Below are 24,094 nucleotides of genomic sequence, written 5' to 3'. Positions count from 1 at the left end.
GCCGAATTTTTTCGACAAAGGCTTTGATAATCTTACGATATTCTTGAACGAAGATACGCGTTGATAAACTGGTCTAAATCTCCATCCATTACTGCTTGAACATTTCCACTTTCGGTGCTGGTCCTGTGATCCTTAACCATTGAATAGGGATGGAAAACATAGGAACGGATTTGTGAGCCCCAGCCGATTTCCTTTTGCTCACCGCGGATTTCCAATAACTCCTGCTCCTGCCGCTCAATCTCCCGCTGATATAGTTTCGCTTTCAGCATTTTCATGGCCGCTTCCCGGTTTTTAATTTGGGAACGCTCCGACTGACAGGTCACGACAACACCAGTTGGAAGATGCGTAATCCGGACAGCTGAATCCGTGGTATTGATATGCTGTCCACCTGCCCCAGTGGCACGATACGTATCAATTTTTAAATCCTCTGTCCGGATATCTACCTGAATTTCTTCATTAAATTCCGGCATGACTTCACAGGATACAAATGAGGTATGGCGGCGGCCGGAGGAATCAAACGGAGAAATCCGTACGAGCCGGTGGACACCCTTTTCAGCCTTCAAATATCCGTAAGCATTATGTCCTTTAATTGCAAGCGTCACACTCTTAATCCCCGCTTCATCTCCAGGGAGATAATCAAGTGTCTCTACCTTAAAGCCTTTTTTCTCGGCCCAGCGGGTATACATCCGAAGGAGCATTGAGCCCCAGTCCTGTGATTCGGTACCGCCTGCACCCGGATGCAACTCGAGAATGGCATTGTTTTTATCATACTCCTCACTCAAGAGGAGCTGCAGTTCAAATTGATTCAAGCGGACTGTCAGCTGCTGAAGCTCATCCTCAAGCTCTGCCCGTAATTCCTCATCATTTTCTTCCTTCACAAGCTCATAGGTTAGTTCCAGGTTGTCATAAGAGTCATTTAATTCCATGAACTCATTCACCTGGTCCTTTAAGCCATTTGCTTCACTGATGATAATTTGTGCCTTTTCCTGGTCATCCCAAAAATCAGGCTGAAGCATCGTATCATCTAGTTCTGCGATTCTGGCTTCCTTATTCTCAAGGTCAAAGAGACCCCCTAAAGTCCGCTAATGTCTTAGCTGTTTTTTCAAGCTCATTCCGAATTTCTGCTAATTCCATTTCCTTCACCTCTATAAAAAATAAATGACATTCGTTTCGTTTCGGTTAAAGTTCCTTTTCCATTATAGCGTGTTAACAGAGAAAAATTCAAAGTTTGGGTTAAAAATAAGGGAAAGCAATTAGTAATTACATACTGGCTTCCCCAAAATCCCACAAATCTCCTTAGTATTTATATATTTCACTCTGTCAAAAATGGTACTATTAAGGAAGAAAAGAGTTTAAGTTATACATAATTTTTTTACAAAACCTGGCTTATAGAGATTACCTTTAGAGGAGTGAGTGAGATGGAGAATATAAATCGGAATGATTCTTGTCCGTGCGGTAGTGGGAAGAAATATAAAAAGTGCTGTGGAGCAAGTGAGGCTGTATCCATCACCCAAATTATTGAAAACGAAATCGATGAATTGCAAAAGCAGCTCCTTCATTTTGCTTATTACCACTATGGGCATGAAATACATGAAGATTTTGAAATTCTGCAAACGATGATTGACATCGAAAATGAACAGGAATTGGAATTTTATGAACTGATTCACTCCATTTGGTTTTCTCTTTTTGAAGGGTTAGATGATGGGAAAACCATTATCCAAAAATTTATCGCGGTTGAAGCAGCAAAGATCAAACGTCCTAAACTAAGGCAAATTTTACAAACATGGGCATATGCCAAAACGATTGCCGGAAGGGTGCTGGAAGTTGAGAATAACAAGTTGACGGTTGAAGACGGCTTCACATTAGAACCTCTGGAGGCTGTTATTACCAATATGCCCATTACCATTGAGAAGGGCTCTTTCTTTATTGGAATCTTGTTGCCCTACGAGCAAAGCCATGTTTTTTTCCCATCGCCATTTGTTTTACCGGGCCTTAAACCTGAACATGGCTTTTCTTATATCGAAGACAGCAGTCTTGACGCCGATTATGACTCCCCTCAAGAATTTTTGACTGATTTTTTCATGGAGGTCTTAAGTGAGCTTCCCATGATAGGGGGACTGCTTGAAATCAATGATTTGGCCTGGCCTGCTCCTATATACAAAGAAGTGGCGGACCTCTTTAAGGAGAAAATGGAATTGCTATTCCCACCGCCAGTCGTGGACGCAGTCGTTATTCTCTGGTTAGACTTTAGCCACAAAAGGCCAAAACGGATTAAAAATCCAAATCTTTATGTAGCAGCACTTCATTATCTGATGTCAACGCTTGCGCCGATGGAAGCAGCTGTTACACAAAAGGAACTGGCAAAACAATACGGTGTTTCCGCCAGCAGTATTTCCTCGATTGTATCCGAGCTTGAATCAGAGTTAGAGGAGGAAATTTCCGATTTAATTGGACTTTTGAATGGAATAGAGCAGATTTCCGATCAGTTGCATGCCGAAAAAGCACCTGTTATCCCATTTCCTGATAACCGGGGATCCCTAATAGAAGAAAAACATGAAGGAACTGGTCCCATAGTTCAGACAATGGCCAGTATGGATCAAACTCCTAAGAAAAAGGTGCGGAAGATTTCAAGACGAGATGAAGAACGAGCAAGGAACTTAATTTACGACGCCTTTCAGTCTGAAGGGAAACAGCGTTATAAATTTGCGGAAGAAGCATTAAAGCTGAATCCCAACTGTGTCGATGCGTATGTCATTCTGGCTGAAAAAACAAACAGTCTCGAAGATGCAATTTTACTTTATGAAAAAGGAATTCAAGCCGGGAAACGGGAATTGGGCAAAGACTTCTTTCAAGAAAATACTGGCTCCTTCTGGGGATTAATAGAAACAAGACCGTTTATGCGGGCAAAAATCCACTATGCGGAAGCACTCTCTCTTTTAGGAAAAATAATGGAAGCTGCCCGGCAATATGAAGAACTTCTCGAGTTAAATCCAATGGATAACCAAGGGGTTCGTTACTCTTTGTTTGTTGCTTACGTAGATTTAGAAGAATACAAAAAAGCCGGACAACTCCTTCAACAGTATGAGGAGGCTTCTGCCCAGCACGTATATAACAAGCTGCTGCTTGAACTATCCGAAAATGGATTCTCAAAGGAAGCCCAAATGCTTCTAAAAGCAGCAAAAACAGTGAACAAGCACGTGATTGCCTACTTGACCGGCAAAAAACGGCTCCCTGCCTACCCGCCAGACTTTTATCACTATGGTGACGAAAACGAAGCAATCGTTTACGCGGATATGCACCTGCATTTATGGCGAAAGATTAATGGACTGCAGGAGTGGCTGAAAGGGAAATAAGATTAGCGAAAGCGCCCTGGTCAGCGGCGTTTGGCCTGAAGCTGGACAATTCTCAAAGTCGAAATTCTGTCATTTCTAAACAAAAAACGAGCGGAGAAGAAGTCCCGCTCGTTTTTTTATGGATTAGATACCTTTTTAGGTGCGTGTGCCGCCTCGACAAAGGAATTATTATCGCTATGGCATTCCGAACATCTTCTTCCGCTATCCATCATATGACCAGGATTTGTTGGATCAATAGCCGCTCCAGTGGATGTATCATAGATTGCTTTGGCTGTTTTACCGTACAGCACAGTTTTGCTATTGTGACATGACAGACAGAACTGACGTTCAGAAGAGGCATCCCAATCACCACTAGTTTTACTGAAAGCAGTATCATCTCCCCGGGCATTGCCAAGCTCATGTCTTAACATCTTAATATTATTTGAACCGTGTGTTTCATGGCATTCCGCACAAGGAAGCTGTCCGTTTAGCGAACTGCCGCTATCAACAGTCGCTGCTATTTTATGACCCGACTGTCTAGTGAATATTTCATTTTTATAATATTGTTCAATATTCGAAATCTGTTTACCTGTTTTGGCGTCTACCTTACCATTATGGCAGCTTAAACATAATGAAAAGTCGTTGGCATCTCCTGTAGCTGTACTTGCTTTTTTATAGTTGTAAAACGGATTCTCACTTGAAGAAGATGCCGGGTTACGATGCATACTGTTTGGATTTTCTTTCGATCCTGGAGTATGCGGATTATGGCAGCTTGTACATGAAACACTGGAATCTTTCACATGTTGATTGTTTTTGCTCTCAATCTTTGGTGAACCATTCGTTCCATCATGACAGGCCATACATAAATTTCCTGCTTCAGCACCATAATTACCGCCATCAAGTGTTGGAGTAGTGCCTGTATGGGTGCTATGGCAAAAGGCACAAGCATTTGTTACATTTGAAAACGGACCATGAATATAGTCATTATCCCGAAAATCATTCCCTTTGTCGGCGGGAAATTGATAGCGTTCATAATTTCCACTGACAGTAGTAAATTTTAGGAATCTAGGAATAATTTCATACCCTAAATCATTTGAGAACTTTGGATTTAAATAAACATAGTAGCTTACGCCGGGATCAAGTCTCTTATCAAGAGTAAAGGAATAAACATAAGCGTTAATATCATCCGTTAACTTAGTTTCCTTCACTAATTTTTCCGTTCCTGTTATATCTCCAAAAAACGTTATCAAAGGTTGAGTGTTTGAAAATGGCTCAATACTTCTTACATCGATTAATATTTTATAATCCAATGGAACCCGAGTCATATCTTCAGCTGGAAGGAAGCTGCTTGGTACAGCATTTCCTGGCGTATATTGGTCCTCAGCACCCTTTGGAATCAGATACATTTTCGCCATATAGGGTCTTTTACCTGTTTCATCATCAGCTGGTTGACTCATCGCAGCAGCTTCAGTGGATGGTTGATTTGGAGAGATTTCTTCAGCAGCAGGCTTTTCTGGATTTGCGGCCTCATCTATATCATCCGTTGAAGTATCAAGTTTCTGTTCAGTTCCAGTATTCTTAACTGAAAAGGTGTAATCAACCTTATTGCTGGTTCCATCGCTATCGGTGACAACAAAGGTTAGGGTATGAGCCCCTTCACTGAAATCTTTTGAAAATGAGAAATTAGCATATTGTTCCTGGGACGATAGCGACAGCTTTCCCTCACCTGTAATATCAATCGGCTGCTGTACATTGCCCAGCTGTTCGAAAATCTTGACTGACAGTTTGTCAGGAGTTGTAAGATCATCGGAAATGATTCCTGTAAATTCAACCGTTGAAACATCGAACACTGCCTCTGAATCAGGCGTTAAAATCTTTATTTCTGGAACACCTGATGCTGAAAGTACGTGTGTTTTAGGAGAATATGAAAGGAGCGAACCGATAAAAACACTCCATATCACAACGTATGAAATTAATTTTCGTTTGGAGTTCATCCTTTTCATGATATTCATCCTTTTCTCTTTACATTTAAACATGCAAAAGGGGCTTTCTTTACATTATATCAACTGAATAAACATTAATTTTCTTTGTTAAGTTAAAACTTTTTGACAATTGGACAGCAGGAGGCAATAATAAAACAAGGCAGTAATAAATACTATTACTACCTTGTTGACCTGAATTAATACTGATTGGCTAACTAATAGTGGCGCTATTGGTTAGCTTTTTTTACTTAGCAGGTCTTCCAGGGAACATATTAACTGGATTTCCTTCTCTATCTGTACCAGGATAGGTGTATTTAGAATCCGGCTGTTGTGTGTCAAGTTTATGGGAAGAAATATGACAAGCCCAACATACGGACATGTTTGTATATTTCTTGAGAGCAGAGCTCTTATTGACATCTTTCATATATGCTTCGGCTTTATCTTGACTCCAGCCATCGTTTTTCATATAATCGGCAATTGTTTTACCTTGTGTATCTTTCATCAATGTAATATCTGTACCATGAGCAAAGTGACAGCTTGCACAGTTTCTGCCTGCTGAAGCGCTGTTAGTTGTATGTGTGTAATGACCGTCCACTCTTTGTGAACCACTAGATTTCAAATAATCATCGTGACATGCTGAACAGAATTTAGAATAGTTCTGAATATCGGTATTTGCCTTAGGTCCTTTTGAGATTGTTACTTTAATACCTGCATTTGTGCTTGCGTTTAGTTCTGCATAGGCAGGGTCTTCAACTAGATCAAGGGTAACTCCTTTAATGCCTTTAGCAACTCCTGCATAGTTTTGTCCACCCGCTACAGATTCCTTTAATAATCTGTCATTAACAGAACCGTGTGGGTTGTGACAGCTGGAACACTCTAATTCTGCTTTTGCTTCTGCGGTTCCTTTAATCGTATTTCCTCCAGGAGCTTCACCAATTTTCACTCCGGATTTCACATTATGCATGGAAGAGCTTTGGTGAGTATCGTTGAACGTACCCCCACCGGCTCCTTGACCTAAAACATTGTAAAATCCTAATGTACCATCATGGCAAGATAAACACATATCGTATTCAGCACTTGTATATTTCAATAAATCAGCACTATTACCATTATGTGTGCTATGACAGTTAGCACATGCGTTTGTATTATTTTGGAAATCACCGTGAATTCTATGAGTTCCTACAGTACCGTCACTCTTAACAGTTGCACTGTGCATAAAGGCTTGGTCGCCAGTAGCTTGTGCTGATTCACCTTCAGCATTTACTGCTGTTACCGCATAGACATAGTACTTTGAATTATCAAGATTCTCTACTTTGTATTTTGTGTCGGTAACACTTACAGGTGTTGTTGCTCTGTTCCAATATACATTGTAGGATGTAGCACCCGGAACAGCCTTCCAAGATAATTCAACAGTGGTAGGTGCAATCAATTTTGAAGTTACTTCAGGCTTGGCAGGTGCCGCAGCAAAAGCAACGATACTAAAAAGACTGAAAATAGCCAGCATCAAAATGGTTGATAAGCCAACCTTCATCTTACTCATTTCTAAAAACCTCCCAAAATTTCTTTCTCTCTCTTTTTTAAAATCTGTTTTTTGTTTCTAGCACGATAAAACGAAGCCTCCTATTTTTCCGCATCACCTCCCTTAAGGAAAGAATAATTAATAAAAGACAGAGATTCTTTTATTAATCGTATCCGTAACAAATATCGTCCCTCTTTCATCCATATACATGCCATTAGGGAGATATAGTTTACCGTTATCTGTACCCATTCCACCTAATTCCTGTACTTGATTTCCTTCCTTATCAAAAGCATAAATATTATGTGATAGATTATTTACTACATAAACAGTGCCTGCTGAATCGACGGCAATTCCGCGTGGATTGAGGAACGTCGGTGCTCCCTTCCCATCTTCTGAGCCATTAATGATTTTTAAAAACTCACCTTTTTTATCAAAAACTTGCACTCTATTATTCCCGGAGTCGGTAACATAAATATTCTGCCCTTTATCAACTGCAACAGCATTTGGAGCGATAAATTGGGCATTGTCGCTTCCAGCCTCACCAATTTCTAATAATTTTTTGCCTTCTAAATTGAAGACAAACAACTTATTCGCTTTTATATCGGTGACATATAGCTTTTCATTATAAATCCGTAATCCACCTGGAGCTTTAATCACCTTCTCTTGATCTGTTTGTTCTTGGAAATATTTAATAAATTTCCCTTTTGAATCAAAAATTGAAATAGTACCGTTATACAAATCTGCTACATAAATATTGCCTTGTTTATCACCAGTGATGCCATAAGGAAACTCAAATTCTCCTTCTTTTGAGCCCTCTTTACCAAAACTAGAAATCTGTGTTCCGGATTGATCAAATACCTGTACTTGTTTATTTCCCGTGTCTGAAATGTAAATGAACTCTCCAATCTTGGCAACATCCATTGGCTTATTAAGCGGTGACTCAAAGCTGCCATAAATCGACTGTTTAAATTCCGGTTCACCGCCTACTGGGTTTGCCGCAGCCACAATTGGCTTCAAGGTTGGTCCTAAATCTAAAAAGGTGATGCCTGTGAATAGGGCTGCAGAAAGTACAACCATCATACTCATCCATATATATACAGTTTTCTTTTTCAATTCCAGTCATCTCCTTTTACTCGCTGTCCTTACTCTTACCAGCCAGTTTAGTTAATGCATCTGACGCAGGTTTATAAAGAGGATCATAGGCCAGGGCCTTTTTATAAAGCTCCTCAGCATCCTTCGTTTTGCCTTGGGCCTCCGCTACCTTACCAATTTCAAAAATAATATCTGTATTAGCTGGCATTAGCTTGTTCGCCTCTTCCAGTGATGCAAATGCCTCTGTATACATTTTTAGTTTTCGGTAGACCATTCCTTCTAATAAATGGCCTTTATAATCCTTTGGCGCTAAATCTACAGCCTTTTTTGCCTGCTTAAGGGCATCGTCATATCGTTTTTGATCGTTATAGACAAGTCCAAGATTAAAATAAGCTCCAACATTTTCTTTATCTAAATCAACAGCCAATAACAATTGCTTAACAGCCTCATCATTTTGACCTTTTAAATGGTATGAATATCCCAGGTTTACACGATGTTCCGGTTTATTCGGCTCCTTATTTACCAAGTTCTCATAAAATGCAACCTGTTGGTCAACCCTGCTTTGATCTTTATTCGTCCAGATAAATTTGTCACAAATAAGATATCCGGCAATTAGACTGATGAATAATGATCCAATGATTAGGGATATTCCCTGCCATTTAGTGAAAGTTTGTTTCCTTTTGGTATCCCTGGTTTCTTTTGTGGGCTCATGTTTTTCTATAATTGGGAGTTGTTGGGCCTCCATAAGTATCCACCTCGCCTTTCCATTTTTCTATAGGACCGCGCCTTAAGTGTTCTTTGACAAACCCTGCACAGTTTTAAATCTAGTGTATTTTGTTCCCGAATACCTGATCCCTCGTGTAGTTAAGGTTGTTTTTTATTTTATATGACAACTTGTGCATCTTTTTTCCACATGGCAGGTATAACACATCGCTTCAGGTCTTTTAACGTTATCAACAGGAACCGGGTGTCCTTCACGCCATTTACTTAGATGCTTCATTTCATGACAGGTTGAACAGTTTACCGAATTATCACTGGTAGTATTTGATCTGTTAGGGTCGTGACAGGTATAGCATTTTTGTTCATTTTTACTGGCTTCTGCTCCATGGCTACCGATAAATGCCTTCGTATGACTTTCGGGCCGGGTTTTATGGCACGCCTGACAAAATGAATTTTCTTTTGCATAGGTGTGTTCGTTCTTGTCTGACTTATCCGTGCTTTGCTGGTTTAAATACTTGTCAATTGTTGATGCCTTTTCATATCCTTCCAGTGCTGCTGTTGACATATATTTATGACAGGAATTGCAATCGTTTAAATCTGTCTTTGCGGCCGCACCGTGGGTTTTGGTCTTGAAATCAGCCTTTTTATGACTCTTTGGAAACATTCCAGTCGTATGGCACGCACTGCATTCGGTTGTAATTTTTCGAGCAATATGGCAATCCATGCAGGTATCCATAGTTGGCCGGGTAAATTTCAAATCTGCCATTGCCGCTTTTCCAACCGAAGCATCCCACTTGGAATAATCTGTGTTAAACGTCATGTTCCGATCAGCAATTTTTCCATGGGCCACACTGTTGTGACATTGGGTACAATTAATCTTTTTATCTGAATGCTGATCATGGGGAATAATGATATCCCCAGATGCAGAAACAATACGATTTGACATATTATGGCACTCTTCGCAAGTGCTGTCGGGAATTTCCTTTGTCATTCGAATAATGGCTGCTGCAGTGGTTTTTTCTTTTTTGATCTTCTTTATGACTTCGTCTGCTTGAACCTTCGCTATCTGTTTAACCCCTGGGTCTTTATGACAGTTAACACAATCCACTTCGCTGTGTGTAGAGGCTTTCCACGTAAAATACTCAGGCTTCATTTCATGACAGGATGAACAATATTTTGAGCCTGAGGCTGCTTCTAGCCCGAAGAAGCCAATGAAGAAAAAGATGGCTAGAAGCAGCAATGTTATAGTTGCAACCTTAATTAACATATAGCGATAACGGGGAGGGGCCGATAGCTGTTTGTGTTCTTCATCCATAAAGCGTCCCTCCAGTTTAGAATTTCTTAATTTTTAACATCATCTTTAAATCCTGTTCTATGGCAGTATTGGCAATAAACGTCTGTTGGTGCTTTCTCATTTGCAGCGTCAGCTTTTGGTTTATCACGATCATGACAGACAAAGCATTCTGCCTTCATTTCATTTGTTTTTGCTTTGTCAGCGTGACTTGTCAGCCATTGGTTGCTGTCTCCGTGTCCATCAGGCCGTTCAGAGTGACAGGCACTGCAGAATTTATTGATGCGCGATTCTTCTTTTGCAAGAGTCATATTAGGTGTGTATTTGCCAGTTGCTTGTTTAGCATCTTTCATTTTTAAAAGTGTGATTAGATCTTCTTTAGGTATTTCTTTAATCCACTTAGAATCCTGGTGGCAGTCCATACATGTATCTAGCTTCGCAACAGCGGTGTCCCCATGATTTTGATTCCAGTCGGCTGTTTGGTGGCTTTTAGGAATATCCACTTTCTTGTGGCATGTCTTACATTCCATGGATATCTTAACGTCTTTCTTTTGTTTTCCTATTGCCTGCAAGATAATTTTTTGCGTTTTTTCACCATGAGCTTCCGCAGCCGCTTCTGATTTTTCAACTGATTCTTCTGTTGCTTCACCAGCAGTTGTTTTCGCTTGCTCTTGTTCCTCCAGCTTTTTATCAACGTGTTCTGGATTTGGCGGAACTAGGTAGGAGACTTCTTCCCATGGTTTTTCACCGTTGTTTACCTTATCGTGACAATCAATACATGTACCCATGTTTGGTGCCATATATTTCTTTTCCATGAGCTTTTGTGCTGTTTCCTCTGTGTAATGACCGCGGACTTCTTCGGTATTAATACCACGGGCAACAATTTTCGCGTGAACAACTCCAGCATGACAGCTGATACACGGTACACCTTCTTCAATATGTCCTTTATGGTTTACCTTCAGATCTCCGGATGCGGTAACAAGACGATTCTTGGAGTGACATTGCAAACAGTTTTCATTTGAAATCGCTTCGTCCTCGGTTTGAACAATTTGTTTAGGCACACCTGTCACATGATAGTAGACCTCTTTCATCGATTTCATTTTGTGGGTTACCATATTGACGAACCCAGGCTTGATATGACACTGGACACATGTAATATTGTTGTGGGCGCTAGCCGTATACGTTGAGTACTCCGGTGCCATTTCATGACAGCTGGCACAAAATGACGGCGAATTAGTTAAGGAAAGCACACCGTATCCGCCTCCGAAAACAACGATACAGCCAACAAGAGAAGCGAAAAGCAACTTCCACCTGTTAACTGGATTTTTCCAGTCTATCCCTCTGAATTTTTGCCAAAGTCTGCGAATTAGGCCAGCTTTTTTTCTATCTTCTCTTGTTTCGGGATCTTTATCTTTATCTTTCTTTTTTCCCCAAATGGCCAATTAACTCACCCTTCCCATTTTGGATTCATTCTCTCTATTTTTTTTCCATATTTACCTCTCTAAAGGTAGTATCTAACATTGTAAGAGTATATTCCAATGTACAATTTGTGAATATTTTTTCATAAAGACAAAAGTCCTATTTTACCCTAAAAACAACATACAAACGTTGTTATTAAAGAGTTCTATTAACACTGTTTATATAGTGTTAATAAACATATGATTGAATTTTTATACACAAATCGAAGTAATCATTCATTCAATATTCATTTTTAGCAGTACAAACTTCCATTGATATGGATTCGCGGTCAAACTGTTATAATTGACCAAAAAATGAACATCCGGCAGAAATTTATTCGCTGTTTATAATCTGGCTCCTATAAAATACGGGAAACCATTTTTTGCTCCCTGCTAACATTGTTGTCACTGTTTGAAGGAAATGGTAAGATAAATAAGAAAATTATCGAATTGTTTGGCATGGATTTTTTTGAAAAATTGTTATTTTAGTCTCGATAAGAAGGAGCGTTCATCAGATGATGGGGATTTTAAATAAAGTATTTGATCTGAACAAACGCGAGCTGAAGAGGTTAGACAAGCTTGCAACGAAAATTGATGCCCTTGCTGCGGAAACAGAAAAGTTAACAGACGAGCAGCTTCGGGAAAAAACGGAGGAGTTTAAGGCTCGCTATCAAAAGGGTGAAACTCTTGACGATTTACTAGTGGAAGCATTTGCGGTAGTCCGCGAAGGCGCCCGCCGTGTGCTAGGTTTATATCCGTACCATGTTCAGCTGATGGGGGGTATTTCTCTCCACGAAGGGAACATTTCGGAAATGAAGACTGGGGAAGGTAAAACGTTAACCGCAACGATGCCGGTTTATTTAAACGCCCTGTCTGGAAAAGGTGTTCATGTTGTTACCGTCAACGAATATTTGGCAAGCCGTGACGCTACTGAAATGGGGGAGCTGTATCAATTTTTAGGACTTACAGTTGGCTTGAATTTGAACAGCATGGATAAGGATGAAAAGCAAGCATCCTATGCCTGCGATATCACCTATGGTACAAACAACGAATTCGGCTTCGATTATCTCCGGGATAACATGGTTTTGTATAAAGAGCAAAAGGTACAGCGTCCTCTCTTTTTTGCTGTCATTGATGAAGTTGACTCGATTTTAATTGACGAAGCGCGTACCCCGTTGATTATTTCCGGCTCAGCACAAAAATCAGCTGTTCTGTATATTCAAGCAAACGCCTTTGTCCGTATGCTCGTAAAGGATACTGATTACACGTATGATGAAAAAACGAAAGGCGTTATGCTGACGGAAGAAGGAATCAGTAAAGCCGAAAAGGCCTTCGGAATTGAAAATCTTTTTGATATGTCGCACGTAACGCTGAACCATCATATTAACCAGGCGTTAAAGGCAAATGTCAGTATGCATCTAGATGTTGATTATGTTGTGCAAGAGGGCGAAATTGTGATCGTCGACCAGTTTACCGGCCGTTTGATGAAGGGCCGCCGCTATAGCGAGGGCTTGCACCAGGCCATTGAGGCAAAAGAAGGTCTAGAAGTCCAAAACGAAAGTATGACAATGGCAACGATTACGTTCCAAAACTACTTCCGAATGTATGAAAAATTAGCCGGTATGACAGGTACAGCGAAAACAGAAGAAGAGGAATTCCGCAACATCTATAATATGAATGTTATCGTTATTCCAACTAACAAACCAATTGCCCGTGACGACCGCCCGGATTTAATTTACTCATCGATGGACGGCAAGTTCCGCGCGGTTGTAGAGGATATTGCCGAACGTAATCAAAAGGGACAGCCGGTCCTCGTTGGTACGGTTGCAATTGAAACGTCTGAGCTGATCTCAACCTATTTATTCAAAAAACGAATCCATCATAATGTCTTGAATGCGAAAAACCATGAACGTGAAGCAGAAATCATTGCGGAAGCAGGTCACAAGGGGGCCGTTACCATTGCAACCAACATGGCTGGCCGTGGTACAGACATTAAACTTGGTGAAGGGGTTATTGAACTAGGCGGATTAGCGGTTATTGGCACCGAGCGCCACGAAAGCAGACGGATTGATAACCAGCTCCGCGGACGTTCCGGTCGTCAAGGGGACCCTGGTGTTACCCAGTTTTATTTATCAATGGAAGATGAATTAATGCGCCGTTTCGGCTCTGATAATATGAAATCAATGATGGAAAAGCTTGGAATGGATGATACTCAGCCGATTCAAAGTAAGATGGTATCCCGTGCAGTTGAATCAGCACAAAAACGTGTGGAGGGCAATAACTTTGATGCCCGTAAACAACTGTTGCAGTATGACGATGTTCTCCGTCAACAGCGTGAGATTATTTACTCTCAGCGTGATGAAGTGCTGGAATCTGAAAACCTTCGCGACATTGTTCAAAAGATGATTGTAAATTCGCTTCATCGCAATGTCGAGGCACATGCTTCCCGACATGAGGATGAAGAAGAATGGAATCTCCAAGCGATTGTGGAATATGTTCAGGGAACCCTTCTTCATGAGGGCGACATTACCATTAATGACCTTAAGGGCAAAGATCCAGACGAAATCGTCGATGCCATTTATACGAAAGTGAAAGAGCGATATGAGGAAAAGGAACAAATTCTTTATCCTGAACAAATGCGCGAATTTGAAAAGGTGGTTACATTAAGAGCGGTTGACTCCAAATGGATTGATCATATTGACGCCATGGATCAGCTGCGCCAAGGTATCCATCTACGTGCCTACGGACAAATCGACCCTCTTCGTGAATACCAGCATGAAGGCTTCGCCATGTTTGAGACGATGATTCAATCCATCGAGGATGAAACAGCTATGTACATCATGAAAGCTGAGATTCGCAACAATCTCGAACGTGAGGAAGTCGCAAAAGGCCAAGCGGTAAATCCGAAGGAAAGACGGCGAGCCCGTTAAGAAGAAACCAAAGGTGAAGCAAATTGATGTCGGCCGCAACGACCCATGTATCTGTGGCAGCGGCAAGAAATATAAGAACTGCTGCGGTGCGGCGAAATAACGAAATAGTAAGAGGGCTGACGAGTTGAATCGCCAGCCCTTTTTTGCGTATACACCCATCATTAACTATTAAAAAACGCCGCTCCTGTTATCGGAGCCGCGTTCTCGTTCATATTAGTGTGTTTCAATTAAGCCGTAGCGGCCGTCTTTACGCTTGTAAACAACATTTGTACGGTTAGTATCTGAATTAGTGAATACATAGAAGCTATGACCAAGCATGTTCATTTGCAGGATTGCTTCTTCACTGTCCATTGGTTTCAGGTCGAAACGCTTTGTCCGGACTAATTCAAGATCATCCTCATCTACTTCGTGTACTTCCGGGCTTTCAGTAGTAGCAAATGTAATCGGAAATTCGCCCTTTTCACGGAATTTACGGTTCACCTTTGTTTTGTGTTTGCGAATTTGGCGCTCCAGCTTATCCGTAATTAAATCAATTCCTGCATACATGTCAACATTTGTTTCTTCAGCACGTAAAACTAACTGCGGCATCGGGATGGTTACCTCTACCTTTGAAGTTTTATCTTGATTGAATCTAAGATTCACATTTACCTTTGCATCGGGTGCTTCAGTAAAATAACGCTCCAATTTAGCAATTTTTCTCTCTACATACTCTCTAATTGCTGGAGTAACCTCAATGTTTTCACCACGAACGTTATATTTCATATGTGGACTCCTCCTTTAGTTAAGGCTTGTGTATACATTTCTATTTTACCCTATGATTATCCTGCTAAATCAGTACAAAAATTTTGTCGATTTATTGACAAATCCATCAGGCAAATAGTAACAATGTTTGACACCACCTTTGACTTCAATAGATATTCTTCGCTAAAATGAATGGTTATTCATATTCATTGTACTATTAAACGGGACAATTTACCATCAATATGCTTACAGAATAGGCTAAATGGATGTGAAAACGAATGGAGGATTTTACCATATGGAACATGAAGAACGTAAATTACTCGCCTGGCATGAGACATTGGAGTTGCATGAATTAGTGTCCTTCCAATCGATGGGATTAATGAAACTGAAAATGTCGTTTAAAAAGGTAACCGACAATGAGCTAAAAGAACTATACAAAATGTGCATTCACGACCTGGAAGGTAACATAAAAGAGCTGCTTAAATTTTATCCAATGGCACAGGGTCACCAAACCAGGGAAGAAGAAGAATTACGCGAAGACATGGGCTTTTTCGCAGCAGACCTGCTGGGACTTTCGAAAACATTAGTGCGGAACCTCGCTGCAGCGATTACCGAAACGGCCACACCAGCGTTACGAAAAACCTTCACCAATCAGCTGATAGCAGCCATCCACGGCCACGAACGAGTTTTTACTTATATGCATAAACACGGCTATTACCCTGCATATGATTTGGGGCTCTTGTTGGGGCATGATATAGAAAATGCACAAAAGGCACTTCGGATGAAGTTTTGAATGTGGTTGGCGGGCAGGGATTGTTGCTCCCGCCACCACGATTTTGCATGTGTCAGATAGTGTATTCAAATGGATTGGGATACCTGTTATATATCCTTCGTCTTCTCCTATTTCTACCTTGCTATTGTTAACGACTGGATCCTTTCAGCTCCAGCAGCTTTTAAAAGTTTTGCTGCATGCCTTAGTGTGGAACCGGTTGTGTAAATATCATCAACGAGGACGATCCTTTTTCCTTGTACATTGGTTTCAGCTGCGAGTTTAAATACTTGGGGAAGATGAATACGCTCTGACCTTGATTTTTTCGATTGTTTTTCTGAGTGGACGCGGGTGAGTATTTCTGAAGGAGCTAAGCCGGATTCAATTATCAGTGCTCCGGCCTGATTAAAGCCGCGCTCATATAGCCGTTCATCGCTTAATGGAATCGGCACAAGTACATCCGGGTTTATTTTTATCAGTTCAATCTTAAAAAATTGTGCGAAAACCTTTGCTAATACATAATCACCGCGAAACTTATATTTAGCCATAACCTCTTTTAAAAATTCATTATACAAGAAAATTGAATGATTTTTTTCGAGAAATCCACTCCATTCCGAATCCTCCTCCCAGCGGAAGCAATCATTGCACATATCCCCCTTGCGAAATTTCTCATCAAGTCGGGTTAGGGGGCGGCAGCATATCCGGCATGTCTCGCCTACAATTTTTTCAAGCCTCCCCGCACATTTGGTGCAAAGAAAAGGCTCCTTCTCAATCGAGAAAATAGCTCTCCACCCTATTTCCGGCTGAATGGCGTTATGGCAGACAAGACAGCGGTCTTGTTGAAATAGATTCATTTTACTACTCCTTTTTAAATATGGGACCGAGCGCTTTAACCCATCTTACGCAATCAAACTCGTGTAAATATTTTTTCGCAATTTGGTTCTGCACCTGCTTTCACGAATCAAGCAGCCCTTGTTTCATTCCTTCCCGGTTCATTGCGATAACCTGACTCCTCGCCTTTATCATCTCGGAGGTTTTTCCATAATGGAAAAGGGTTACCACCCCCTTTGGATAATCCTTACTCCTGCCTGCTCTTCCGGCAATTTGCACGAGGGCACTTTCGGTGAAAATGGGATCTTCCGCACCGACGACGGCCACATCGATATTGGGAAAGGTAACACCTCGCTCTAGAATGGTCGTTGTTAGCAATAAGGGAATTTCCTTCGCCCGCATTTTTTGCACCTTGTTCTTCCGGTCAGGGTCTTCGGCATGGACAGCTTCAATGTTTGGGGCAAGCTGGCGGAGAATGTGGAGTGCTTTTTCCATCAAAGGAATATGAGGGAAAAAGACTAGTGCTTGTTTGTCAGTCTTGATCCGTTTGTGTATCCAGTCGATGACGATTGGCGGCAGTTTGTTCTTCTGGAGACACTTTTGCCAATTGCCGCACCAAACAAATTCAGGTACTGGCAGCGGGTGACGGTGAAAACGTGCCGGAATGGTTGTATAGGATCTTTTACCGGTGCGACATTCTCTTTGCCACTTTTGGTTCGGTGTTGCAGTTAGATAAATCATCGCTGATATTGGTTTCCGGGCCTGTTTGGCTGCATACTGAAGCGATTCCTCCACTGTATAAGGAAAGGCATCGACCTCATCTAATATAATTGCGTCGAAGGCTTCGTAAAACCGGAGCAGCTGATGGGTGGTGGCAATCGTAAGAGGTGCAAAAAGATGACGATCCTCACTGCCGCCGTACAGGGATGCTATCGGAATTTTAGGGAATGCTTCTTTAAGTCTTGGTGTCAGTTCAAGGACTACATCCGTTCTTGGTGTGGCAATGCAGATTCTTTTTTGGGCATTCAACGCGGCTTCGATGCCCGCAAATAGAACTTCCGTTTTCCCAGCGCCGCAGACAGCCCAGATAAGATGCTCTTGATTCTGCAGAATGGCCTCCACCACTTTTTGCGACGCTGCCCTTTGCCCGTCCGAGAGCGTCCCTTGCCATTCCAATATCTTCGTAGGGTAAAGGGTGTCAGGCACCGGGCCATTCCAGCCTAGGAGCGGTGTACAGGCACTGATCCTCCCCATCATGAGGCAATGACGGCAATAGAAGCAGGTTTCGCCGCAGCGGGAGCAGGGAAAGGCGGCAAACCACTGTGGATCCTTGTTTCCGCAGCGGGCGCAGTTGGGCTTATTCCCGTTATAGACAATCCCTTTGCGATAAGTAACATATCCATTTTGATAATGTGATTGAATTTCATTAAGGGTGAATGGGATATCCTCTAAGAGTAGTTGTTTTCCGGTAAGAAGCTTTTGCAGGTCTAAATTGTAGGTGAAGTTTGGGTTTAGCGGCGGCTGCGGGATGGTTGGGATTTTTGAGATGGGGAGAGAATTTTCTACGATGTGGTCTGGCATTATCATTCCATTGTTTATGATAAAGCGCATGGCGTCACCTTCTTCGGGAAAAGATGATAAATCCGATTTTTCGTTTTGACTGTTGTAGGTAGGTTTAATCTTAAAGGAATCTTTTGAGCAACATCGTTGTTTTGTAAGCTTAGAGACTCCGAATTAGAAATTGTTGGCTTAAATAAAAAGTAATAATCACTAAGGGCCTCTAAATGGGCAGTGCCATCTTCATTAGGACGAATAAGCTGTTTAAATACATTATCAAAAATAGGTCGGACGTCAATTCGTCCTTTTAAAATCTCGGTTAAAAATAATCTTTGCGGAGGGGTTAGGTCTTTCATTCTCAATTGCTTCTACACTCCTTTTTCTTGTAATATTTCTTACTTTGAAATGATTCTGCAATTAATAGAGAATTTCCTACTTATTTGTCGAAGATCTTGTGAAATCTTTGTGTCAGCACTATTACTTGGGAGGGGATTCCGCCAACTTTGATCAGATTTCCGCCAAACTCACACTTAATTTCTGTAAACTATTTTAGTTACCTTTTTCAGTCCTATGCCGTTAAAAAATAAAAACCATTCCGGCCCAATGGCCGGAATGGCAGCATACTTACGTTTTTTATTTTTTCATCCAGCCCATGCCCATGGAGCCTTCACCTAGGTGGGTGCCGATGACGGCACCGAAGTAGCCTATGGTGAAATCGACATTGGGATACATGGCTGATAACTCCTTCCGCCACTCCTCTGCTTCCGCTTCGCGATTGGCGTGAATGATGACAGCTTGATAGGCATCACCGCTCACAGCATCTTCAGCAAGCAGGTCGACGATCCGTTTCATTGCCTTTTTCCGTGTGCGGATTTTTTCAAAAGGGACAATAACCTTGTTTTCGAAATGCAACAGCGGCTTGACCTGCAGCAGGCTGCCGATAAAGGCTTGAGCGCTTGAGAGGCGGCCTCCGCGCTGCAGGTGGGAAAGGTCATCAACCATAAAATAAGCACGGGCGCTTTTCTTCAGCTCTTCAAGCCGTTGCATAATTTCTTCAGGACCCTCTTCCCTTACAGCCATTTTAGCGGCCTCGAGGGCATAAAACCCTTGAACCATGCAGCTAATCTCAGAATCAAATGGATAAACGTTAATTTTGTCAACCATCGTACTGGCGGTTACAGCCCCTTGAAATGTGCCGCTGATTCCACTTGAAAGGTGAATACAAATAACGGCATCATAATCCTTGGAAAGCTGCTCAAATAATTCAACAAATTGGCCAATCGACGGCTGGGATGTCTTTGGGAGTTCTTTCGTTTTCACCTCTTCGTAAAAATGGCTCCACGTAATATCAATTTCTTCCTGATATGCCTCATTCCCGAAAATAACATTTAGCGGGATCATATGTATATTCCAATTTTCTCGTAATTCTTTCGGTATGTACGCGGTACTATCCGTGACAATTGCCGTTTTCATAAAATTTTACCATCCTTATCTTTTTACCAACCCTATATATTCTATCTGAAACAGCCGTAAATTGCATTTTTTATAATAAAGCGACAAAAAAGAACACGCTCATAAGCGTGCTCTTCACTATTTTTCCAAAAGGATTATCGTACTTCCACCCAGCCGTTTTTAATTGCGACAACAACTGCCTGTGTACGGTCATTGACGTTCATTTTTTGTAAAATATTTGACACATGGTTTTTAACAGTTTTTTCACTGATGAATAAGGATTCGCCGATTCCTCGATTACTTTTTCCATCAGCAAGCATTTGCAGTACTTCGCATTCCCGGCGTGTTAATAAATGCAATGGACGACGGATTTCGACTGTTTGAACGTAGCCGCCGCCGCGGGCAACACCAGCTGCCAGTTTGCGGTATTCATTGACCAAATTGTGGGTGACTTTTGGATGTAAATACGATCCGCCCTCAGCCACCACCCGAACGGCTTCTATCAAAGCATCTGCATCCATTTCCTTTAATAGATAGCCACATGCACCAGTTTTTAATGCGTGGGTCACATAGTTCTCATCGTCATGAATAGATAAAATGATGACCTTTGTATTGGGGAATTTTTCAATTAACTCACGGGTTGCCTCAACCCCATTCATTTGCGGCATATTAATATCCATGATAACAACATCTGGCTGGTGCTCTTGAACAAGTCCTAATGCCTCGCTGCCGTCATCGCCTTCTGCCACGACTTGGAACGCTTTTTCAAATTCTAGTATTCTCTTAACGCCTTCTCTGAATAGTTGATGATCGTCTATTATCACAATTTTAGTAGTCAATTGCACTACCCCCTAATTCTTCAATTTCAAATTTATTATCGGTTGCGCAAACATCTTTTCTTTAGCTGATTAATGGAACTCGGATTGATACAACGGTTCCTTTGTTAATTTTTGAATCGAACGTAATTTCTCCTTCAAGCAGTTCGACACGCTCCCGCATGCCAATCATGCCAAAAGACTCAGGTTTCTTTTGAGATGTATCAAAACCAATGCCGTTGTCCTTAATCATAACGGTAATAGCGGCATCAGTTATTTCTAAACTCACCTTGATTTCACAGGCATTTGCATGCTTGAGTGCATTTTGGACGGACTCCTGAATGATACGGAACAGCGCGACCTCATACTTAGCTGGAAGCCTGCACTCCTTGCCGCTATTCACAAAGTTAATCTTCGATTGGTTATGATATTCTTCGATTGTTTGTAAATATTTTCTGAGGGTAGGAACAAGCCCTAAATCATCTAATGCCATCGGACGCAAGTCATAGATAATCCGGCGGACTTCATAAAGGGCAGAACGGACCATTATTTTATAATTATGGATTTCGGTAAAGGCCTCATCTGGCCCCTTATCCCGATACACACGCTCAATTAAATCTGAACGCATGATGACATTCGCCAGCATTTGCGCCGGACCATCGTGAATCTCCCTTGAAAGCCGCTTTCTCTCTTCTTCCTGCGCTTCAATAATTTTTAAACCGAAGTCTTGTTTGGCTTTAGCATTTTCCAATGCTTCACCGACTTGTTTCAAATCGCTTGTTAAATAATTCATTACCACGGAAATTTGCGAGATGAGCTGATCAGCACGGTCTATGGTTTTGTCTAACCCGATTAGCCGCCGTTCGAGATCGTCTCTCTTGTCCAAAAGCTGTTTTTTGTACTGCCAGTTGATAGAAAGATCCATTTGTAGCTGATGGGCCCTTTCATAGGCTTCGCGGACCTCTTCTTCCGTGTACTGTTTAAAATTCATACTGACTTCTGACAGCATGACCCGGGCTTCCAGGACCTGTTCTTCCAGTTTGTTGCCCTCTTCAATTAGCTTGACCATCATTTGCTTGATATTTTGAAGCTCTGTCGTCATGCTATCATAGTCTTGGCGACATTGCTCACCAATTCGAAAAATATCACTTTTACTGCATGTTACAGTATCAATCATTTCCTCACGAATTTCATCAATTGACTTCATATTAATCTTTTTCATATCATTCCTCCAGGAGGGGCTCAATTTCCCTTATTCCTTAAGGCCTCACTAACATATTTTACCTTAGATAATATTAATTTGCTAATCAAACAGACAGGGTTGGCCTCATACTTTGGTGAAAAGTAGTATAATAGTAATATTTCATCCTATTCCTCTAATTGTATCTCGTTGAACCATGTCTATTATATCATTCGAACGTTACTGCCATATTAAAGGTATATTACATTATTTTTTTAAAATAGAAAGGAGCTTTTTATGCTTTCTAAATATCTTACCGTGAAGCGGACCGGGGAAAATGAAATCAACATTCAAAGGTCCCGGTTTATTGCACACATTAAAAGAGCCGAAACGGAAAATGAAGCCCAGGAATTCATTCAAGCAATCAAAAAGCAGCATTGGGATGCCACCCATAATTGCTCTGCCTTTCTTATTGGTGAGCATGACCAGATTCAGAAAGCCAATGATGATGGCGAACCAAGCGGAACGGCCGGGGTCCCAATCCTTGAGGTGTTGAAAAAAAGAAAGCTAAAGGACACAGTTGTTGTTATCACCCGCTACTTTGGCGGGATAAAACTTGGTGCAGGCGGCCTAATCCGTGCATACGGCAAAGCAACATCAGAGGGCCTGGACGCAGTTGGAATTGTTGAAAGAAGACTCACGCAAGTTATTCACGTGAAAATAGACTATACCTGGCTTGGGAAAATTGAAAAAGAACTGCGGTCCTCTGAATATACAATCAAAGAAATTCATTACTTAGATACTGTTGAAATTGAAACCTTTGTAGACGAAAGTCATGTTCAGTCATTTAATGACTGGATGGTAGAGCTGACAAACGGCCAATGTACATTAGATAAAGGCGCAACCGTTTATCTTGAAATTGATTTTTGTAGGTAAATCGCAGTATATCTTGAGGATGATTATAGTAGGTATTCTAAGAATAAACAATTGGGAAAAAAAACAGAAAAGCGGAAGCACCCTGGTCAGCGGCGTATGGCCTGGAGTGCTCCAACTGAGATAAAGGAAACACGAAGAGCCGGAGGTGATTCGATGTTGACTTATCGTAGGGCGGAGCGCGAAGGACACTAGCCGTTAGGGCGCTGGAGCTGGACATAGAGAAAAGGGGCTCAGTTCACATTGTTGAGTCCCTTTGTTTACGGAAATGGAGTTAAGAACGGTTTTTCGCTGTGGTTGTTTTCAGTGTACGGACGATATTTAACAATGGCCGATGGTCTTTTCCCATTAAGCCAATTTTTTCAGCAATGATTTCAATGATGAGAATCACGAAACCGATTAAGAAAAGCGCTCCGCCGATTCTTGCCTGGGAGTAAATGACGGCGACGAGACCAAAAAAGGCAGCCATTGCATAAATAAGCAGCACGGTCTGACGGTGGGAATAGCCCATTCGCAGCATACAATGATGCAGATGGGATTTATCAGGTGCAGATAACGGCTGTTTGTTAATGATCCTTCTTATGATTGCGAAAAAGGTATCGGAAATGGGTACCCCTAAAATGATCACGGGAATAACAAATGAAATGAAGGTAACATTTTTAAATCCAAGAAGCGACAAAACGGAAATAATAAAGCCCAAAAAAAGTGCTCCAGTATCCCCCATGAATATACTGGCCGGATGAAAGTTGTAGAATAAGAACCCCAGCGTACTTGCCAGTACAATCGACCCAACCGCAACAACGTAAAAATTCCCTTGAATAATAGCCATCCCTGAAATCGTAATTAAGGCAATCGAAGACACTCCTGCAGCCAATCCATCTAGCCCGTCAATTAAGTTTATGGCATTGGTGATGCCAACAATCCAAAGAATGGTAAAGGGAATACTAAATAAGCCAAATTGAAGCTGCCCTCCAAACGGCAGGTTGATAAATACCATTTGCAGATCACCCAAAAACACAACACAACAAGCTGCGGCTAATTGTCCAAGAAGTTTCATCTTTGCCGGCAATTCAAATAGATCATCACAAACGCCAGTAATGACAATGATCAAACAGCCAATCATGATGGCAAAGGAAGAAGTGTTTTCAGGTCTTAATAAGAAAATGCCTGCCATAAAGCTAATAAATATTGCTAAGCCTCCAAGTCTGGGCATAATCGACTGATGGACTTTGCGTTGATTGGGCCTGTCAGTTGCACCAATGACAAAGGCTAATTTTTTTATTAGTGGTGTGATAAGAATAGAAACAAGAAAACATACTATCAAGGTAAGATAAAGCATCAATCTTCCTCCTTGTTAGTCAGTTTGTCCATTAAAGAGGAAACGAAAACAAAGAATGAATAGTAAAAAACGGAAAATGCCAAATTATATTTTACCCAAGCGTTTTTCAAAAAGAAAAAGAGGCAGCCACTCTAATAAGGGCTTACCTCTTTCC

General features: G+C 41.4%; 18 protein-coding genes and 1 pseudogene. 4 read left to right on the top strand and 15 right to left on the bottom strand.

The window, feature by feature from the left end; all coding sequences use genetic code 11:
- Positions 1-32: 32 nt before the first annotated feature.
- A protein-coding gene (gene prfB, locus ACO1D1_RS09445; protein ID WP_423335726.1) for a peptide chain release factor 2 occupies positions 33-1,134 on the bottom strand; the annotation gives its coding sequence in 2 pieces (ribosomal slippage) (positions 33-1,061 and positions 1,063-1,134; 1,101 coding nt in all).
- A gap of 284 nt (positions 1,135-1,418) precedes the next feature.
- On the opposite strand from prfB, the gene ACO1D1_RS09440 reads away from it, so the two are divergent.
- On the top strand, positions 1,419-3,353 hold the full coding sequence (locus ACO1D1_RS09440) for an SEC-C metal-binding domain-containing protein (RefSeq protein WP_423335725.1): 1,935 nt from the start codon (positions 1,419-1,421) through the stop codon (positions 3,351-3,353).
- A gap of 116 nt (positions 3,354-3,469) precedes the next feature.
- Here the strand turns inward: ACO1D1_RS09440 and ACO1D1_RS09435 are convergent, their stop codons facing one another.
- The 6 genes from ACO1D1_RS09435 to ACO1D1_RS09410 all read right to left on the bottom strand — a co-directional run bounded on the left by ACO1D1_RS09435 (position 3,470) and on the right by ACO1D1_RS09410 (position 11,378).
- Complete coding sequence (locus ACO1D1_RS09435) at positions 3,470-5,335, bottom strand: hypothetical protein (RefSeq protein WP_423335724.1); 1,866 nt, start codon at positions 5,333-5,335, stop codon at positions 3,470-3,472.
- Between the two features lie 223 nt (positions 5,336-5,558).
- The gene (locus tag ACO1D1_RS09430) at positions 5,559-6,854 is read right to left on the bottom strand and encodes a cytochrome c3 family protein (RefSeq protein ID WP_423335723.1); all 1,296 of its coding nucleotides are present in this window, start codon (positions 6,852-6,854) and stop codon (positions 5,559-5,561) included.
- 117 nt (positions 6,855-6,971) lie between these two features.
- Positions 6,972-7,946: a 6-bladed beta-propeller gene (locus ACO1D1_RS09425; RefSeq protein WP_423335722.1), complete on the bottom strand. Its 975-nt coding sequence runs from the start codon at positions 7,944-7,946 to the stop codon at positions 6,972-6,974.
- Between the two features lie 16 nt (positions 7,947-7,962).
- The gene (locus tag ACO1D1_RS09420) at positions 7,963-8,670 is read right to left on the bottom strand and encodes a tetratricopeptide repeat protein (protein WP_423335721.1); all 708 of its coding nucleotides are present in this window, start codon (positions 8,668-8,670) and stop codon (positions 7,963-7,965) included.
- A gap of 132 nt (positions 8,671-8,802) precedes the next feature.
- Positions 8,803-9,960, bottom strand: coding sequence for a NapC/NirT family cytochrome c (locus ACO1D1_RS09415; RefSeq protein ID WP_423335720.1), 1,158 nt, complete (start codon positions 9,958-9,960; stop codon positions 8,803-8,805).
- A 26-nt stretch (positions 9,961-9,986) separates the two neighbouring features.
- A complete protein-coding gene (locus ACO1D1_RS09410; RefSeq protein WP_423335719.1) occupies positions 9,987-11,378 on the bottom strand; it encodes a cytochrome c3 family protein in 1,392 nt (463 codons plus the stop codon).
- Between the two features lie 530 nt (positions 11,379-11,908).
- On the opposite strand from ACO1D1_RS09410, the pseudogene secA reads away from it, so the two are divergent.
- Positions 11,909-14,423, top strand: a pseudogene (gene secA, locus ACO1D1_RS09405) (preprotein translocase subunit SecA).
- A gap of 113 nt (positions 14,424-14,536) precedes the next feature.
- Here the strand turns inward: secA and hpf are convergent.
- Positions 14,537-15,085 carry a ribosome hibernation-promoting factor, HPF/YfiA family gene (gene hpf, locus ACO1D1_RS09400; RefSeq protein WP_423335718.1) on the bottom strand — a complete coding sequence of 183 codons (549 nt, stop codon included), beginning with the start codon at positions 15,083-15,085 and terminating at the stop codon, positions 14,537-14,539.
- A gap of 274 nt (positions 15,086-15,359) precedes the next feature.
- On the opposite strand from hpf, the gene ACO1D1_RS09395 reads away from it, so the two are divergent.
- Positions 15,360-15,857, top strand: a complete 498-nt coding sequence (locus ACO1D1_RS09395) for a spore coat protein (protein WP_423335717.1) — start codon at positions 15,360-15,362, stop codon at positions 15,855-15,857.
- 113 nt (positions 15,858-15,970) lie between these two features.
- Here the strand turns inward: ACO1D1_RS09395 and ACO1D1_RS09390 are convergent, their stop codons facing one another.
- The 6 genes from ACO1D1_RS09390 to ACO1D1_RS09365 form a co-directional block, all read right to left on the bottom strand.
- The gene (locus ACO1D1_RS09390; RefSeq protein WP_423335716.1) at positions 15,971-16,687 is read right to left on the bottom strand and encodes a phosphoribosyltransferase family protein; all 717 of its coding nucleotides are present in this window, start codon (positions 16,685-16,687) and stop codon (positions 15,971-15,973) included.
- A gap of 100 nt (positions 16,688-16,787) precedes the next feature.
- A complete protein-coding gene (locus ACO1D1_RS09385) occupies positions 16,788-18,275 on the bottom strand; it encodes a DEAD/DEAH box helicase (protein ID WP_423335715.1) in 1,488 nt (495 codons plus the stop codon).
- On the bottom strand, positions 18,260-18,583 hold the full coding sequence (locus ACO1D1_RS09380; RefSeq protein WP_423335714.1) for a hypothetical protein: 324 nt from the start codon (positions 18,581-18,583) through the stop codon (positions 18,260-18,262). Before ACO1D1_RS09380 ends, ACO1D1_RS09385 begins: the two co-directional genes overlap by 16 nt.
- 271 nt (positions 18,584-18,854) lie before the next feature.
- Positions 18,855-19,694, bottom strand: coding sequence for a DegV family protein (locus ACO1D1_RS09375; protein WP_423335713.1), 840 nt, complete (start codon positions 19,692-19,694; stop codon positions 18,855-18,857).
- Positions 19,695-19,828: 134 nt separating this feature from the next.
- Entirely contained in the window at positions 19,829-20,512 is a 684-nt protein-coding gene (locus ACO1D1_RS09370) for a response regulator (protein WP_149871637.1), read from the bottom strand.
- 61 nt (positions 20,513-20,573) lie between these two features.
- Positions 20,574-21,710 carry a sensor histidine kinase gene (locus tag ACO1D1_RS09365; RefSeq protein ID WP_423335712.1) on the bottom strand — a complete coding sequence of 379 codons (1,137 nt, stop codon included), beginning with the start codon at positions 21,708-21,710 and terminating at the stop codon, positions 20,574-20,576.
- Between the two features lie 255 nt (positions 21,711-21,965).
- Between ACO1D1_RS09365 and ACO1D1_RS09360 the strand changes: the two genes are divergently transcribed.
- On the top strand, positions 21,966-22,604 hold the full coding sequence (locus tag ACO1D1_RS09360; protein ID WP_423335711.1) for a YigZ family protein: 639 nt from the start codon (positions 21,966-21,968) through the stop codon (positions 22,602-22,604).
- A gap of 271 nt (positions 22,605-22,875) precedes the next feature.
- On the opposite strand, the gene ACO1D1_RS09355 is transcribed toward ACO1D1_RS09360, so the two are convergent.
- On the bottom strand, positions 22,876-23,940 hold the full coding sequence (locus ACO1D1_RS09355; RefSeq protein WP_423335710.1) for a glycosyltransferase family 4 protein: 1,065 nt from the start codon (positions 23,938-23,940) through the stop codon (positions 22,876-22,878).
- Positions 23,941-24,094 lie beyond the last annotated feature (154 nt).

Source organism: Neobacillus sp. 19 (genome assembly GCF_049463095.1).
In the GTDB taxonomy this organism is placed as follows: domain Bacteria; phylum Bacillota; class Bacilli; order Bacillales; family Cytobacillaceae; genus Neobacillus.
Note: the sequence above shows the minus strand (reverse complement) of the source record. Positions and strands in the feature narration are given on the sequence as shown.

Bases quoted from the DNA above. Each gene is read 5' to 3' on its own strand.
- ACO1D1_RS09360 (WP_423335711.1), top strand. From the start codon at position 21,966: ATGCTTTCTAAATATCTTACCGTGAAGCGGACCGGGGAAAATGAAATC.
- ACO1D1_RS09375 (WP_423335713.1), bottom strand. From the start codon at position 19,694: ATGAAAACGGCAATTGTCACGGATAGTACCGCGTACATACCGAAAGAA.
- ACO1D1_RS09385 (WP_423335715.1), bottom strand. From the start codon at position 18,275: ATGCGCTTTATCATAAACAATGGAATGATAATGCCAGACCACATCGTA.
- ACO1D1_RS09430 (WP_423335723.1), bottom strand. From the start codon at position 6,854: ATGAGTAAGATGAAGGTTGGCTTATCAACCATTTTGATGCTGGCTATT.
- hpf (WP_423335718.1), bottom strand. From the start codon at position 15,085: ATGAAATATAACGTTCGTGGTGAAAACATTGAGGTTACTCCAGCAATT.
- ACO1D1_RS09390 (WP_423335716.1), bottom strand. From the start codon at position 16,687: ATGAATCTATTTCAACAAGACCGCTGTCTTGTCTGCCATAACGCCATT.
- ACO1D1_RS09355 (WP_423335710.1), bottom strand. From the start codon at position 23,940: ATGCTTTATCTTACCTTGATAGTATGTTTTCTTGTTTCTATTCTTATC.
- ACO1D1_RS09365 (WP_423335712.1), bottom strand. From the start codon at position 21,710: ATGAAAAAGATTAATATGAAGTCAATTGATGAAATTCGTGAGGAAATG.
- ACO1D1_RS09440 (WP_423335725.1), top strand. From the start codon at position 1,419: ATGGAGAATATAAATCGGAATGATTCTTGTCCGTGCGGTAGTGGGAAG.
- ACO1D1_RS09435 (WP_423335724.1), bottom strand. From the start codon at position 5,335: ATGAAAAGGATGAACTCCAAACGAAAATTAATTTCATACGTTGTGATA.
- ACO1D1_RS09395 (WP_423335717.1), top strand. From the start codon at position 15,360: ATGGAACATGAAGAACGTAAATTACTCGCCTGGCATGAGACATTGGAG.
- ACO1D1_RS09420 (WP_423335721.1), bottom strand. From the start codon at position 8,670: ATGGAGGCCCAACAACTCCCAATTATAGAAAAACATGAGCCCACAAAA.
- ACO1D1_RS09415 (WP_423335720.1), bottom strand. From the start codon at position 9,960: ATGGATGAAGAACACAAACAGCTATCGGCCCCTCCCCGTTATCGCTAT.